Source organism: Neptuniibacter sp. QD48_11 (assembly GCF_047778095.1).
Classification (GTDB): domain Bacteria; phylum Pseudomonadota; class Gammaproteobacteria; order Pseudomonadales; family Balneatricaceae; genus Neptuniibacter.
In genome coordinates this window covers 2,586,865-2,602,699 of the sequence record NZ_CP180551.1, presented here as the reverse complement: position 1 = coordinate 2,602,699, position 15,835 = coordinate 2,586,865, and the positions used below count along the sequence as shown (strand labels likewise).

Sequence of the window (15,835 nt, the reverse complement as noted above, 5' to 3'; positions counted from 1 at the left end):
TTTACACCCTTAAAGTTTAAAGAGCGTAAACCAAACTATTCAGGCTTTCTCTTACTCACCAATGTAGCGTTTATGCTTCTTTTCTTTAACGTAGCTTATATCCACTAAAACTAGACCATCGATGCAGTAGTTAAAGTCTGGATCTACACCGAAATCTAGGAAACGAACACCGCCTTCAGTGCACAGTTCGCTGTATTGCTTATAAAGTGTTGGGACGTTTACACCCATAAACTCTAATTGCTCTTTTAGGATACTGAAGTCACTTTTGTAATTGTTTCCACAGAAGAGGCTTCTCATATGCTCTTCAGTAACTTCGTCGATTCCATATGGGGAAACGGAGCTAGCGAGGTTCTCACTATCTTCAAAATAATGACTATAAAACCAAACCAACATATCTTTAGCAGCCTTAGGGTAATTATTGCTTAGGCTGACTGGGCCAAACATATAGCGAATTTCGGGGTGTTTGCGAAGATACGCACCAATCCCATACCAGAGATAATCTAAGCTACGTTTTCCCCAATATTTGGGTTGTACAAAACTACGACCGAGTTCGATACCTTGTGAAAAATAGGGCTGCATCTCATCGTTATATTGGAACAGATCGCTGCTGTAGAGCGTCTTTTCAGGTTGTTCTTTCAGCTTAGCTGCTTCTGCCAATCGATAAGCCCCAACAATTTCCAGCTCTTCTTCATCCCAGAGAATGATGTGGCGGTAGTACTGATCATAGTGATCGAGATCTTTTTTTGCGCCAGTGCCTTCACCAACACAGCGGAAGGCAATCTCTCTTAAACGACCAAGTTCATGCATCACTGCAGAATCTTTAATAAAGTCGAATAGATAAATTTTCTTACCGTCGGCGGTTTCACCGAGTAGTTCAGCATCGCGTAGTTCTTGTTTGATGCTTTGGCGATCTTGAGGGTGTGCGATGGTTTTCTCGGTGATAAAAAGAGGTTTCTTATTTTTGGCAATTCTGTAGAGATGCTTTTTAAGCAGCTTGGTTTTTTCTGCTGTGGATACTGGTACGGCATCGATTTGGCTATATGGAATCGCTTCGCCAACTTTTATCTGGATCGTTACTGAGTATTGTTTGAACATCTCACGGGCTAGCATGATGGTAGAGAAGTTCTTATTCAGATAAGAAACGCTATAGAAAAGAGGTGAATTCTTACCCCCAATAAACACCGGTAGGATTGGTGCATTGGCTTTGCGAGCAATACGTAGAAATCCACTGTTCCATTTATCGTCTTTGATGCCTGTAATCCCTGCACGTGAAACTTCACCAGCAGGGAAGACGATTACAGCTTGTTCTTGCCTTAGGGCATCAACAATACCCTCTATGTTCTTTTTACGTGTATTACCATTTAAGTTATCAACAGGCAGGAATAGATTGCTGATAGGGTCAAAGTTCATTAGAACATCGTTAGCGACAATTTTTACATCTCTACGAACCTCACCAACCAGTTTTAGCAGTGATAAACCATCGAGCGCACCAAGTGGGTGATTAGCAATGATTACTACTCGTCCAGATGAGGGAATGTTGGCTCGATCGTGATTACTGATACTGTAACCAAAATTAAAGTAATCCAAGACGCGATCAATAAATTCAAAACCATGGGCATCTTTATTTTTGGCTAAGAAGGTATTGATCTCTTTTTCATGAACCAACTTACGCAGCATATGCAGTGCTGAACGCTTAAAAGGTGTTGGTTTTGTGTCGAAATCAGGAAATTTATTAATGACCGCTTGTTCTATGTTTAGGACAGGCGTTTCTGGCTGGGAAGTATTTTCACGTATGTTCATAACGTAAAAATATAGGGAGGGAGTATGACCAACCTTTGACGATTGCTTTACGATTTTATGACAGGTTGCTAATCGCCACTAGTGTCATTCTCTTTCAAGGCTTTCGTCCAAAGATCACCATCCTCCTGCCTGCGTCCTGGATTTTGGCGACGATTGGGATTATCAGGTTCAAACCTGATTTCGGCTCGTCTGTCCTTGAGTTCTCGTCTGTCTTTCCCTGAACGGGTATTGGAACCGTGTGGATCGTTATCCATGAGAATTCTCTGGTTTAGTTTAAGGAGAAATTCTGGGTAGTTGAATAGAGGAAGAGAGAGAGCTACCCAGAATTCCTAAAGCCTTTAATCTTCAGCTTAGCAAAGAATTTTGATTTTTCGATCAAATGAAAATAATATAACTGTATAAATAAACAGTATTTGTTTTTATGCAACGAAAAATCATTCATTGTGACTGTGATTGCTTTTTTGCTGCGGTTGAGATGAGAGATAACCCAGCACTAAAGCAAATACCTCTGGCGATTGGCGGTGATCCCTCTCGTCGTGGAGTCATCGCAACCTGTAATTATCCCGCCCGTGAATATGGAGTGCGCTCGGCTATGGCGACCGCTCAGGCCCTTAAGTTGTGCCCTGATCTCACCGTCATACATGGCAACATGGATAAGTACCGCGAAGCTTCTCGACAGATTATGGATATCTTTCGAGACTATACCGATATCATTGAACCGTTATCTCTTGATGAAGCTTTCTTGGATGTGACTGGGACTGATCTGTGCCAAGGAAGTGCAACTTATATTGCTGAAGAGATCCGTCAGAGGGTGAAAGAAACGGTTGGTATTACTATCTCTGCAGGCGTTGCCCCGAATAAATTTATTGCCAAAATTGCCAGTGATTGGAATAAGCCTGATGGTTTATATGTCGTCAAACCTGCTCAAATCACAGCATTTCTAGATGACTTATCGGTAGATAAAATTTCCGGTGTAGGCAAGAAAACTGCAGAGAAACTCGGGTCGATGGGTATTTCTACCTGTTTGGATCTTCGAAAACGTTCATTGGCTGAGTTGGTTGAGCGCTTTGGAAAGTTTGGAAAGCGTTTGTTTGAGCTAGCTAGAGGTATTGATGATAGGCCTGTGCAGACCAGCCGTATAAGAAAATCGATCAGTGTTGAGCATACTTATGCAAATGATCTAGGTGATGTAGAAGCTTGCTTAGAAAAGCTACCGACCTTATTAGAGGAGTTAGCTGAAAGGTTTGCAAAGCACGGCAAGGATAAACAAATCACAGGCGTGATTGTTAAAGTTAAATTTTTTGATTTCATCCAAACTACGGCGGAGCATGCCGTCGCAATCCCGGATTTAGCTCATTTTCGCCAACTACTGATTGATGCATTTAATCGGGGAGGGCGACCTGTGCGATTACTCGGTGTCGGATATAAATTAAAACCTTCGCTAGATCAGCAACCTAAGCAATTGAATCTACTCGACCTTGCTTAATTAGACCTTTTGCTTTGATTTAATCCATACTAGGTAACATTATTCAGTAGATGGATATGCCTAAGTACGATATGTCAGATAGTGAAGTAAATATCGATAATTTAAGGATACGTTTAGCCACTTATAGCCATGAATATAGATGTGGAATGGAAGGTTGGGCGCTCCGTTGTTGCCAATTGGCGATGGATGCCTCCGATAAGGGTAACTATGGTGTTGGGGCGCTACTGATAAGTCGAGAAGGCGATATTTTAGCAGAAGCAGGCAATCAAGTTTTCTCTGCAGGTTTTAACTCTTCTGCCCATGCTGAGATGTGTGTGATCGATGAGTTTGAACGCCTCTATCCTGATTATTCCGCTAGATCTGGTTTAATGTTACTGACGTCCTTAGAACCTTGCCCTATGTGTTGTGCCCGAATACTCGCTGCCGGCATTGGTCGAGTAAAGTATCTGGCCATAGACAAAGATGGCGGCATGATGTCGCATTGCGATAAATTGCCTTATGCATGGAAAAACCTATCTGAATTGATTGATATTCAAGAGGTTAAAGCTCTTCCAGAGCTTTCAAAATTAGCCGCTGATATTGCATCCGCGAACATTTCTTTACTACGAAAAAAACTATTAGGGATTATTCGTCCCTGATTCCTGAAATTAGCCATTGCTTTTGCTATACTCGCGCGCTTTTACACGGTCTGGTCAAAAAAGAACCAGTGTCTACCCGAGGTGATAAATGATCCAATTGCTTGTGTCTAAGACACAATCGCTAAAAAGCGACCTACTTTCAGGTTTGACAGTGGCTTTGGCGCTGGTACCTGAAGCTGTAGCTTTTGCGTTTGTAGCTGGTGTTGAGCCATTAGTTGGCTTATATGCAGCGTTTATGGTCGGACTGATTACTGCCACTATTGGTGGTCGACCAGGTATGATTTCTGGGGCTACTGGCGCTTTGGCGGTAGTAATGGTGAGCCTTGTGGCAATGCATGGGGTTGAATATCTCTTTGCCACAGTCGTGCTTATGGGGATCTTCCAGATTCTGGCTGGAATCTTCCGCTTGGGTAAGTTTATCCGCTTGGTTCCTCATCCGGTAATGCTGGGTTTTGTAAATGGCTTAGCAATTGTTATTTTCCTTGCTCAGATGAAACAGTTCCAGTTCACCGATGCAGAGGGTAACTTGCAGTGGTTGCAGGGTGAGCAGATGATGTTAATGCTGGGATTGATTGCCCTGACTATGGCAATAATTCACTTCTTGCCTAAGATTACTCGAATTATTCCTTCCTCGCTTGCTGCGATTGTCACAGTTACACTGTTGGTTATTGGCTTGGATCTAGATGCCCGTACGGTACAAGATGTACTTGCTGATATGACGGGTAACCCAGCTGCAACCATCGCGGGTGGCTTCCCTGAGTTCCATATCCCTATGGTTCCGATCAATTTGGAAACCCTTAAGATTATCGTTCCTTACGCTTTGATCTTAGCTGCAATCGGTCTGATTGAGTCTCTACTAACCTTGACTTTGATCGACGAGATTACAGAAACCCGTGGTCGTGGTAACAAAGAGTGTATTGGCCAAGGTGTTGCTAACGTAGCAACTGGTTTCTTTGGCGGTATGGGCGGTTGTGCAATGATCGGTCAGAGTATGATTAACATCAACTCGGGTGGTTTAGGTCGTGCTTCGGGTATCTCCGCGGCATTATTCCTATTGGCATTTATATTGGTTGGCTCAAGCTTGATCGAAATTATTCCGGTAGCAGCTCTTGTTGGCGTTATGTTTATCGTTGTAATTGGCACTTTTGAGTGGGCTAGTTTGCGTCTATGGGGCAAGATTCCTCGTTCTGATTTGATTGTTGTAATTGCGGTAACAGGCGTGACTGTTTGGCAAGACTTAGCGGTTGCGGTAATTGTTGGTGTGATTATTTCTGCACTAGTATTTGCTTGGAAACACGCAAGTAACATGGCATTTGAAGTACGTGAAGAGTACGACACAAAGGTTTATCTGCCTAACGGCCCGCTATTCTTTGCATCAATTCAGACATTCCGAGATCAGTTTAATCCAAAAATGGATCCACCTGAGGTAATCGTCGATTTTGCTAATTGCCGAGTTATGGATCACTCAGGTATCGAAGCAATTGATTCCTTAGCTGAGCGTTATGAAAAAGCAGGTAAAGAACTTCACCTACGTCACCTAAGCCCAGAATGCCGTGCGCTAATGAAAAAAGCGGGTAGTCTGGTTGAAGTTAATGTGATTGAAGATCCTAAGTATAAGGTTGCCGACGACAGTCTTGCGTAAGCTTAATATGTACATTAAAAAACGCCGGCTTATGTCGGCGTTTTTTTGTTTATATTCTAAATATTGTAAAAAATTACTTACCTTAAAACTATTTAAAACAGTAAGTTGCTGGTTGTTTTTTGATCTATTGTACATCGGTACAATAGGCAGATTTAATATCTGTTACTACGTTGATACATAGGAATTTAAAAATTCTTATTTCGGCGGCTGTTATATTTTGCTAGTTCTCAGTACGCATTGATGGATACCACAATACTTAAAGGGAGTGGTGGTCATGAGTGTAGTTATAGGTTCTGTATCTCAAATATCAGGTAAGGTTGTAGCGATAAGTCCAGATGGTTCGGAGCGAATCCTCGCCTTAGGTGATCCTGTCTATGAAGATGATTTAATCAAAGTTTCACAAGATGGCTCTATTGAAATAGATGTAAATAATGCTGAATCAGTTGCATTAGAGTCAGGGCAAGTTTGGTTAGTGTCGAGTGAAACTTTTTCAGTAATTGAGAATATTGACCCTAGTGAGTACGTAGTAAATCCTGAATTCCTTGATTCAGCGCTAGCTGCAGAAGTCGCAGAAAATGCTGAAGAAGCTGCTGAACTAGCAAGAGAAGAGGCAGCTGCAGCTGAAGCGGCAGGGGAAACGTTCTTTGATCAAGCAAATGCTGACGCCGAAGCTGAAGCTGAAGCTATTCAAGCAGCAATTTTAGCCGGTGTTGACCCTACTGAAGTAGGCGAAGCAACTGCCGCAGGAGGTGAGCCTGCTGCAGGTGGCGATGGTGGAAATGAAGGTTCTTCTACTGTAAACATTACCCGTACAGCTGAAGAAGTTGATCCCACCGCTGGTTACGACACTATAGGTATTGAAGATACTTTTGAGGATCCTGTAGAGGAAGAACTCCAGCCAATCATCACTCCAAATAATATCCCGGTGATTACTGTTAATGAATTGGGTATTGATGGGTCTGATGATGTAGTTAATGAGGCAGGCTTGCCAGAAGGTAGGAATCCTGAAGATAATACTGAATTTGCTTTCGGAAGTTTTACAATCAGTGATGCTGATGGCCTGTTTGGGATTCAGAGTGTAACAATTAATGGTGCTACTACTCCAATTGGTGAGCTGGTAGGCAGTAGCTTTGATGGCGATTATGGCGTAATGACCATAACTGCTTATGACTCTAATACAGGTATAGGTTCATATCAGTATGAATTAACGAGTCCTGTCACTACAGATCCATCTGTTAATGATGGCGCAAATACCGAACTAAATAAAGATACTTTCAGCTTTACCGTGTCTGATGGCATGAATACATCAGCCCCTTCCGCAGTAACAATAGATATTATCGATGATGTACCTGATTCCGAGGTTGTATCTGATAGAGAGCCTGAACTGGTTATGCTTGATGAATCACCACTTCCAGAAGAGGGGGATGGTATTCATGAGGTTAGTGTTGATTTCAGCGCTGCTTTCGTAGCCCCAACCCAATATGGGGCTGATGGTCCTGGCTCAGTTAGCTACGCATTAGTATTAACTGGAGCAAATGTTGGAACTGGTTTGTTTGCGTTGGGAGAAGATGGACAGCAAGGCGCTGAAATTGTACTGAATATGGAAGGTGCCAACGTTGTTGGTACCAGCGGTAGTGGGACAGAAGACGATCCGTTGATCACTCATTTCACAATAAGTGTGGATAATGACTTTGATTCAGAAAACTTCGGAACAGTTACTTTTACACTTGAGAATAATATCTGGCATTCAGATAAAGATGAACACGATGAAGCTGAAACTCTGAATGTACATGGCTCTTATTTCGATGAAGAGCAAGAGGAGATCCTGAATAGTTTAGTGCTGGAACAAACTATCACCGATGCTGATGGAGATATAGATAGTGCTTCAGTTGATATTGGTAGTGGTACTTTCTCCATAGAAGATGATGGCCCAACGGCACAACTTCGTACCCCAGATGAAGGCGAGCAGCCAGCGACCTTAGTACTGGATGAAAGTGCATTGCCAGAAGATGGCGATGGCATCAACACCGTGACAGAAGACTTCTCGGTGTACTTCGTTACGGACTCTGAAGGTGATGACGAGACTGGGGATCTGGATGTTGATTACGGTACAGACGGTCCGGGTTCAGTGACTTACAGCTTGGCATTGTCTGCAGCAGGTCTTGCGACTCAACTGTATGCACTGGATCCGAGCGATACCGAGACAGTAGATGATCCCTACGGTCAGGGTGATGAAATTCTGTTGTTCATGAATGAAGAAACGGGCGTGGTTGAGGGTAAAACCTCTGCTGAGTCGGAGACTGTTTACTTCAGTATCAGTGTGGATGAAAACAGCGGTGAGGTGACTTTCGAGCGTTATGAAAACATCTGGCATGACAATACTGGCGACCATGATGATCCGGAATCGTTGCAACTGGATGAATTGGCAACCCTAAAATTAACTCAGACGGTTGAAGATGCAGACGGCGATGAAAGCGCTGTCTCAATCAACTTGATAGGTAGTGACAGCGATGGCGATGCAGTAACCAGCTTCACTATTGAAGATGATGGCCCAGTCGGATCAGGTAGTAGTAATGATGCTTCATACACCGGTAATGTTCTGGTCGATGCCGGCACAGATGGCGCGACAGTCGCTTGGAGTGGAAGCACTTCAAACGGCACCTTCAGTGGAAATGAAGAGGGTGGCTACAGCTATTCATCTACAGTGGATGATGCAGACTACGCAGCTGGAACGATCTTATATGATACTGTTTCCTACACCATTACCGATGCAGATGGTGATACCACAAGTGGATCGTTGACCTTCACCTACGAGGTTCAAAATCTGGAACCGGAAATCTCAGTATCGGGTGAATCCACCTCACTACTACTAGACGAATCCATTGGTGAAGACATTAATGATGAGAATGCAGAAGATGATGATGCAGGTGAAAGCGATCCATTTATTGGCAGTGTGAGTGCAAATCTTGCTCCGCTATTCAGCTACACCATTGATGATTATGGTAACCAGAGCGATCCGGGCAGTGCGACAGCCAGTGAATCCTACGGTCTGAGCTTAACAACCGAAAGTGAAGATGGCTTTGTTGAGACTACACTCCAACGTTCCTCTGATGATGAAACGGTTTATTTGTATCAGGGCGAAGACGGCATTGTTTATGGCGTTACCTTAGATGGTGAAGGTGAAATTGATGCCACCGTACTCTCGATTGAAGTGGACAGCGACACAGCCACTCTGACGGTTAACCAGTATGTGGCGGTAGAGCATGGAGATGCTGAAGACCATGATGATTCGGTTAGCCTGAACTTGGTTGAAGACACGGATCTACTGGAAGTTACTTATCTTGCGTCCTATTCAGACGAAGATGGCTCCCCAGCCTCAGCCGATACGGCCTTTACTCTGGCGAGTGTGGATGTGGGCAATATCAGTATCGAAGATGATGGCCCAACGGCTCAGCTTCGTACTCCAGATGAAGGCGAGCAGCCAGCGACCTTAGTACTGGATGAAAGTGCATTGCCAGAAGATGGCGATGGCATCAACACCGTGACAGAAGACTTCTCGGTGTACTTCGTTACGGACTCTGAAGGTGATGACGAGACTGGGGATCTGGATGTTGATTACGGTACAGACGGTCCGGGTTCAGTGACTTACAGCTTGGCATTGTCTGCAGCAGGTCTTGCGACTCAACTGTATGCACTGGATCCGAGCGATACCGAGACAGTAGATGATCCCTACGGTCAGGGTGATGAAATTCTGTTGTTCATGAATGAAGAAACGGGCGTGGTTGAGGGTAAAACCTCTGCTGAGTCGGAGACTGTTTACTTCAGTATCAGTGTGGATGAAAACAGCGGTGAGGTGACTTTCGAGCGTTATGAAAACATCTGGCATGACAATACCGGTGATCATGATGATCCGGAATCGTTGCAACTGGATGAATTGGCAACCCTAAAATTAACTCAGACGGTTGAAGATGCAGACGGCGATGAAAGCGCTGTCTCAATCAACTTGATAGGTAGTGACAGCGATGGCGATGCAGTAACCAGCTTCACTATTGAAGATGATGGCCCAGTCGGATCAGGTAGTAGTAATGATGCTTCATACACCGGTAATGTTCTGGTCGATGCCGGCACAGATGGCGCGACAGTCGCTTGGAGTGGAAGCACTTCAAACGGCACCTTCAGTGGAAATGAAGAGGGTGGCTACAGCTATTCATCTACAGTGGATGATGCAGACTACGCAGCTGGAACGATCTTATATGATACTGTTTCCTACACCATTACCGATGCAGATGGTGATACCACAAGTGGATCGTTGACCTTCACCTACGAGGTTCAAAATCTGGAACCGGAAATCTCAGTATCGGGTGAATCCACCTCACTACTACTAGACGAATCCATTGGTGAAGACATTAATGATGAGAATGCAGAAGATGATGATGCAGGTGAAAGCGATCCATTTATTGGCAGTGTGAGTGCAAATCTTGCTCCGCTATTCAGCTACACCATTGATGATTATGGTAACCAGAGCGATCCGGGCAGTGCGACAGCCAGTGAATCCTACGGTCTGAGCTTAACAACCGAAAGTGAAGATGGCTTTGTTGAGACTACACTCCAACGTTCCTCTGATGATGAAACGGTTTATTTGTATCAGGGCGAAGACGGCATTGTTTATGGCGTTACCTTAGATGGTGAAGGTGAAATTGATGCCACCGTACTCTCGATTGAAGTGGACAGCGACACAGCCACTCTGACGGTTAACCAGTATGTGGCGGTAGAGCATGGAGATGCTGAAGACCATGATGATTCGGTTAGCCTGAACTTGGTTGAAGACACGGATCTACTGGAAGTTACTTATCTTGCGTCCTATTCAGACGAAGATGGCTCCCCAGCCTCAGCCGATACGGCCTTTACTCTGGCGAGTGTGGATGTGGGCAATATCAGTATCGAAGATGATGGCCCAACGGCTCAGCTTCGTACTCCAGATGAAGGCGAGCAGCCAGCGACCTTAGTACTGGATGAAAGTGCATTGCCAGAAGATGGCGATGGCATCAACACCGTGACAGAAGACTTCTCGGTGTACTTCGTTACGGACTCTGAAGGTGATGACGAGACTGGGGATCTGGATGTTGATTACGGTACAGACGGTCCGGGTTCAGTGACTTACAGCTTGGCATTGTCTGCAGCAGGTCTTGCGACTCAACTGTATGCACTGGATCCGAGCGATACCGAGACAGTAGATGATCCCTACGGTCAGGGTGATGAAATTCTGTTGTTCATGAATGAAGAAACGGGCGTGGTTGAGGGTAAAACCTCTGCTGAGTCGGAGACTGTTTACTTCAGTATCAGTGTGGATGAAAACAGCGGTGAGGTGACTTTCGAGCGTTATGAAAACATCTGGCATGACAATACTGGCGACCATGATGATCCGGAATCGTTGCAACTGGATGAATTGGCAACCCTAAAATTAACTCAGACGGTTGAAGATGCAGACGGCGATGAAAGCGCTGTCTCAATCAACTTGATAGGTAGTGACAGCGATGGCGATGCAGTAACCAGCTTCACTATTGAAGATGATGGCCCAGTCGGATCAGGTAGTAGTAATGATGCTTCATACACCGGTAATGTTCTGGTCGATGCCGGCACAGATGGCGCGACAGTCGCTTGGAGTGGAAGCACTTCAAACGGCACCTTCAGTGGAAATGAAGAGGGTGGCTACAGCTATTCATCTACAGTGGATGATGCAGACTACGCAGCTGGAACGATCTTATATGATACTGTTTCCTACACCATTACCGATGCAGATGGTGATACCACAAGTGGATCGTTGACCTTCACCTACGAGGTTCAAAATCTGGAACCGGAAATCTCAGTATCGGGTGAATCCACCTCACTACTACTAGACGAATCCATTGGTGAAGACATTAATGATGAGAATGCAGAAGATGATGATGCAGGTGAAAGCGATCCATTTATTGGCAGTGTGAGTGCAAATCTTGCTCCGCTATTCAGCTACACCATTGATGATTATGGTAACCAGAGCGATCCGGGCAGTGCGACAGCCAGTGAATCCTACGGTCTGAGCTTAACAACCGAAAGTGAAGATGGCTTTGTTGAGACTACACTCCAACGTTCCTCTGATGATGAAACGGTTTATTTGTATCAGGGCGAAGACGGCATTGTTTATGGCGTTACCTTAGATGGTGAAGGTGAAATTGATGCCACCGTACTCTCGATTGAAGTGGACAGCGACACAGCCACTCTGACGGTTAACCAGTATGTGGCGGTAGAGCATGGAGATGCTGAAGACCATGATGATTCGGTTAGCCTGAACTTGGTTGAAGACACGGATCTACTGGAAGTTACTTATCTTGCGTCCTATTCAGACGAAGATGGCTCCCCAGCCTCAGCCGATACGGCCTTTACTCTGGCGAGTGTGGATGTGGGCAATATCAGTATCGAAGATGATGGCCCAACGGCTCAGCTTCGTACTCCAGATGAAGGCGAGCAGCCAGCGACCTTAGTACTGGATGAAAGTGCATTGCCAGAAGATGGCGATGGCATCAACACCGTGACAGAAGACTTCTCGGTGTACTTCGTTACGGACTCTGAAGGTGATGACGAGACTGGGGATCTGGATGTTGATTACGGTACAGACGGTCCGGGTTCAGTGACTTACAGCTTGGCATTGTCTGCAGCAGGTCTTGCGACTCAACTGTATGCACTGGATCCGAGCGATACCGAGACAGTAGATGATCCCTACGGTCAGGGTGATGAAATTCTGTTGTTCATGAATGAAGAAACGGGCGTGGTTGAGGGTAAAACCTCTGCTGAGTCGGAGACTGTTTACTTCAGTATCAGTGTGGATGAAAACAGCGGTGAGGTGACTTTCGAGCGTTATGAAAACATCTGGCATGACAATACTGGCGACCATGATGATCCGGAATCGTTGCAACTGGATGAATTGGCAACCCTAAAATTAACTCAGACGGTTGAAGATGCAGACGGCGATGAAAGCGCTGTCTCAATCAACTTGATAGGTAGTGACAGCGATGGCGATGCAGTAACCAGCTTCACTATTGAAGATGATGGCCCAGTCGGATCAGGTAGTAGTAATGATGCTTCATACACCGGTAATGTTCTGGTCGATGCCGGCACAGATGGCGCGACAGTCGCTTGGAGTGGAAGCACTTCAAACGGCACCTTCAGTGGAAATGAAGAGGGTGGCTACAGCTATTCATCTACAGTGGATGATGCAGACTACGCAGCTGGAACGATCTTATATGATACTGTTTCCTACACCATTACCGATGCAGATGGTGATACCACAAGTGGATCGTTGACCTTCACCTACGAGGTTCAAAATCTGGAACCGGAAATCTCAGTATCGGGTGAATCCACCTCACTACTACTAGACGAATCCATTGGTGAAGACATTAATGATGAGAATGCAGAAGATGATGATGCAGGTGAAAGCGATCCATTTATTGGCAGTGTGAGTGCAAATCTTGCTCCGCTATTCAGCTACACCATTGATGATTATGGTAACCAGAGCGATCCGGGCAGTGCGACAGCCAGTGAATCCTACGGTCTGAGCTTAACAACCGAAAGTGAAGATGGCTTTGTTGAGACTACACTCCAACGTTCCTCTGATGATGAAACGGTTTATTTGTATCAGGGCGAAGACGGCATTGTTTATGGCGTTACCTTAGATGGTGAAGGTGAAATTGATGCCACCGTACTCTCGATTGAAGTGGACAGCGACACAGCCACTCTGACGGTTAACCAGTATGTGGCGGTAGAGCATGGAGATGCTGAAGACCATGATGATTCGGTTAGCCTGAACTTGGTTGAAGACACGGATCTACTGGAAGTTACTTATCTTGCGTCCTATTCAGACGAAGATGGCTCCCCAGCCTCAGCCGATACGGCCTTTACTCTGGCGAGTGTGGATGTGGGCAATATCAGTATCGAAGATGATGGCCCAACGGCTCAGCTTCGTACTCCAGATGAAGGCGAGCAGCCAGCGACCTTAGTACTGGATGAAAGTGCATTGCCAGAAGATGGCGATGGCATCAACACCGTGACAGAAGACTTCTCGGTGTACTTCGTTACGGACTCTGAAGGTGATGACGAGACTGGGGATCTGGATGTTGATTACGGTACAGACGGTCCGGGTTCAGTGACTTACAGCTTGGCATTGTCTGCAGCAGGTCTTGCGACTCAACTGTATGCACTGGATCCGAGCGATACCGAGACAGTAGATGATCCCTACGGTCAGGGTGATGAAATTCTGTTGTTCATGAATGAAGAAACGGGCGTGGTTGAGGGTAAAACCTCTGCTGAGTCGGAGACTGTTTACTTCAGTATCAGTGTGGATGAAAACAGCGGTGAGGTGACTTTCGAGCGTTATGAAAACATCTGGCATGACAATACCGGTGATCATGATGATCCGGAATCGTTGCAACTGGATGAATTGGCAACCCTAAAATTAACTCAGACGGTTGAAGATGCAGACGGTGATGAAAGCGCTGTATCCATCAACTTAGTGGGAAGTGATAGTGATGGGGATGCAGTAACCAGCTTCACCATTGAAGATGATGGCCCAAGTGAATTCCACCCAGATAAAGCACACGTAATTCTGGATGTATCTTCTGATGTATTTACCCCGCAGGAGATCACTCAGACACTTAACTTTAATCCAGGGACGGATGGGTTGGGGGATTTGACCTTCAGTATTCAAGATGGGCAGTTATTTAAAGATTCTGAGGGTAATCAGCTATTCCTCGATAATAAAGAACTATATCTCTACTACGGTGAAAATGAAGGCGAGTTGATTGCAAGAACTTCGGATGCAGATGGTGCAGTAGAGGCATTTACTGCAACTATAGACGCTGAGGGCAATGTCAATGTTACTATTTTCAGCGGCCAGTTTATTTCCAATGTCGAGATTACCACAGTGACTGACCTCTCTGGTGTTGGCGGTGGTAACGTACCGTTTAAAGGTCTGAATATAGGAAGTAGTAATACGCCAGACCCAGATGGTTCAGATGATGTATTGGTAAGTTCTGAAATCCTACCTCTTGGAGATGCTGACTCTGGTACTGTGAACAGTAATAGCTCTGTACTGGGTGTAGGTACCGGTAATGAGGTGTCTGATGGAGAGATCATTCGTTATGACCTAGTAACCGATCTGTCGATTAATGATCAGCAGAATCAGGAAAGTTATTCCTTTAGCGGATACCAAGATACCTTTGTCTTTAAACAGCAGGTACAGATAACAGGCGGCTCTAAGGATGCTGACTTCATCTTGCGTATTTATAATGAAGAGAATCTCGCTTCGGGAAGTCAAAATAACTCTAAAGTCCAAGGCTGGACTGACCCGCTAACTACTTCAATGCTTGTCTTAACTATGGCAGAGGTGCGTATTTATAACGATTTAAACCAGTTGCAAGATAATACGGCATATGTCACTGATAATGGTGATGGGTCAGTGACCGTGCATGATCTGCAAAATGGTTGGTGGTTTGAGATTGTGAGCCTTGATGAATTTAATGAACCTGAGGCATTTAACGCGGTTGAGATTGAAGCTATAGAATATGACACTCTTGATGCGGAGGATGATGTCACTAGCTTTAAACTTGCTCAGTTTACCTTTGGACAGGATTCAGATATTGAACCGGTCAACTTTAAGCTTCCGGTTGAAGGTATTGATGCCGACGGTGATACTGTTACGAGTGCTGTAGATATCACAGTGTACCCAGATACTCAGAGTGTGGTTGGCACCTCCGGTGCTGATGAGCTGGTTGGTACTGATCAGGGCGATTATCTCTTTGGTTACGAAGGTAACGATATCCTGACCGGTGGTTTGGGTGACGATGTCTTTATGTGGCTGGATGGGGATGCTGATGGTGGTACCGATACAGTGATTGACTTTACCTATGATCTTGTCGATCCAGCCGCTGAGAATGATGTGCTAAACCTTGCTGATATGCTTGATCCTACAGGCGTTCTGGACTTTACAGGTGGCACAGATAATATCGATGATTACCTCAAGGCAACGTTTGATAATGTTGAAGGAACTACAACGTTGGAAGTTTATCTGGGAGGAGATGCTAACAGTGGTGGCTCCGTTGATCAGACAATCATCGTTAATGGTGATTTGCAAACAAGTTTGGAGACGTTGCTAGCTAACGGAAATATCGATGTTGACCAGTAATTCGCTTACATAAAAGCGTAGGTATTAAAAGCACCCCGTTTAGGGGTGCTTTTTTA

General features: G+C 45.1%; 5 protein-coding genes. 4 read left to right on the top strand and 1 reads right to left on the bottom strand.

The features are described from left to right. Window positions 1–51: 51 nt before the first annotated feature. Window positions 52–1,800, bottom strand: a complete 1,749-nt coding sequence (locus ACMXYU_RS12030; protein ID WP_415898860.1) for a lysophospholipid acyltransferase family protein — start codon at window positions 1,798–1,800, stop codon at window positions 52–54. Window positions 1,801–2,221: 421 nt separating this feature from the next. On the opposite strand from ACMXYU_RS12030, the gene dinB reads away from it, so the two are divergent. The 4 genes from dinB to ACMXYU_RS12010 all read left to right on the top strand — a co-directional run bounded on the left by dinB (window position 2,222) and on the right by ACMXYU_RS12010 (window position 15,779). Then, window positions 2,222–3,286, top strand: coding sequence for a DNA polymerase IV (gene dinB / locus ACMXYU_RS12025; protein WP_415898859.1), 1,065 nt, complete (start codon window positions 2,222–2,224; stop codon window positions 3,284–3,286). Between the two features lie 56 nt (window positions 3,287–3,342). Beyond that, a complete protein-coding gene (locus tag ACMXYU_RS12020; RefSeq protein WP_415898858.1) occupies window positions 3,343–3,924 on the top strand; it encodes a nucleoside deaminase in 582 nt (193 codons plus the stop codon). Between the two features lie 88 nt (window positions 3,925–4,012). Further along, window positions 4,013–5,566, top strand: a complete 1,554-nt coding sequence (locus ACMXYU_RS12015) for a SulP family inorganic anion transporter (protein WP_415898857.1) — start codon at window positions 4,013–4,015, stop codon at window positions 5,564–5,566. A 274-nt stretch (window positions 5,567–5,840) separates the two neighbouring features. Beyond that, window positions 5,841–15,779, top strand: a complete 9,939-nt coding sequence (locus tag ACMXYU_RS12010; protein WP_415898856.1) for a retention module-containing protein — start codon at window positions 5,841–5,843, stop codon at window positions 15,777–15,779. The last annotated feature ends 56 nt before the right edge of the window (window positions 15,780–15,835 follow it).

Excerpts from the sequence above, each read along its gene's own strand:
- ACMXYU_RS12030 (WP_415898860.1), bottom strand. The coding sequence starts at position 1,800 with ATGAACATACGTGAAAATACTTCCCAGCCAGAAACGCCTGTCCTAAAC.
- dinB (WP_415898859.1), top strand. The coding sequence starts at position 2,222 with ATGCAACGAAAAATCATTCATTGTGACTGTGATTGCTTTTTTGCTGCG.
- ACMXYU_RS12020 (WP_415898858.1), top strand. The coding sequence starts at position 3,343 with ATGCCTAAGTACGATATGTCAGATAGTGAAGTAAATATCGATAATTTA.
- ACMXYU_RS12015 (WP_415898857.1), top strand. The coding sequence starts at position 4,013 with ATGATCCAATTGCTTGTGTCTAAGACACAATCGCTAAAAAGCGACCTA.
- ACMXYU_RS12010 (WP_415898856.1), top strand. The coding sequence starts at position 5,841 with ATGAGTGTAGTTATAGGTTCTGTATCTCAAATATCAGGTAAGGTTGTA.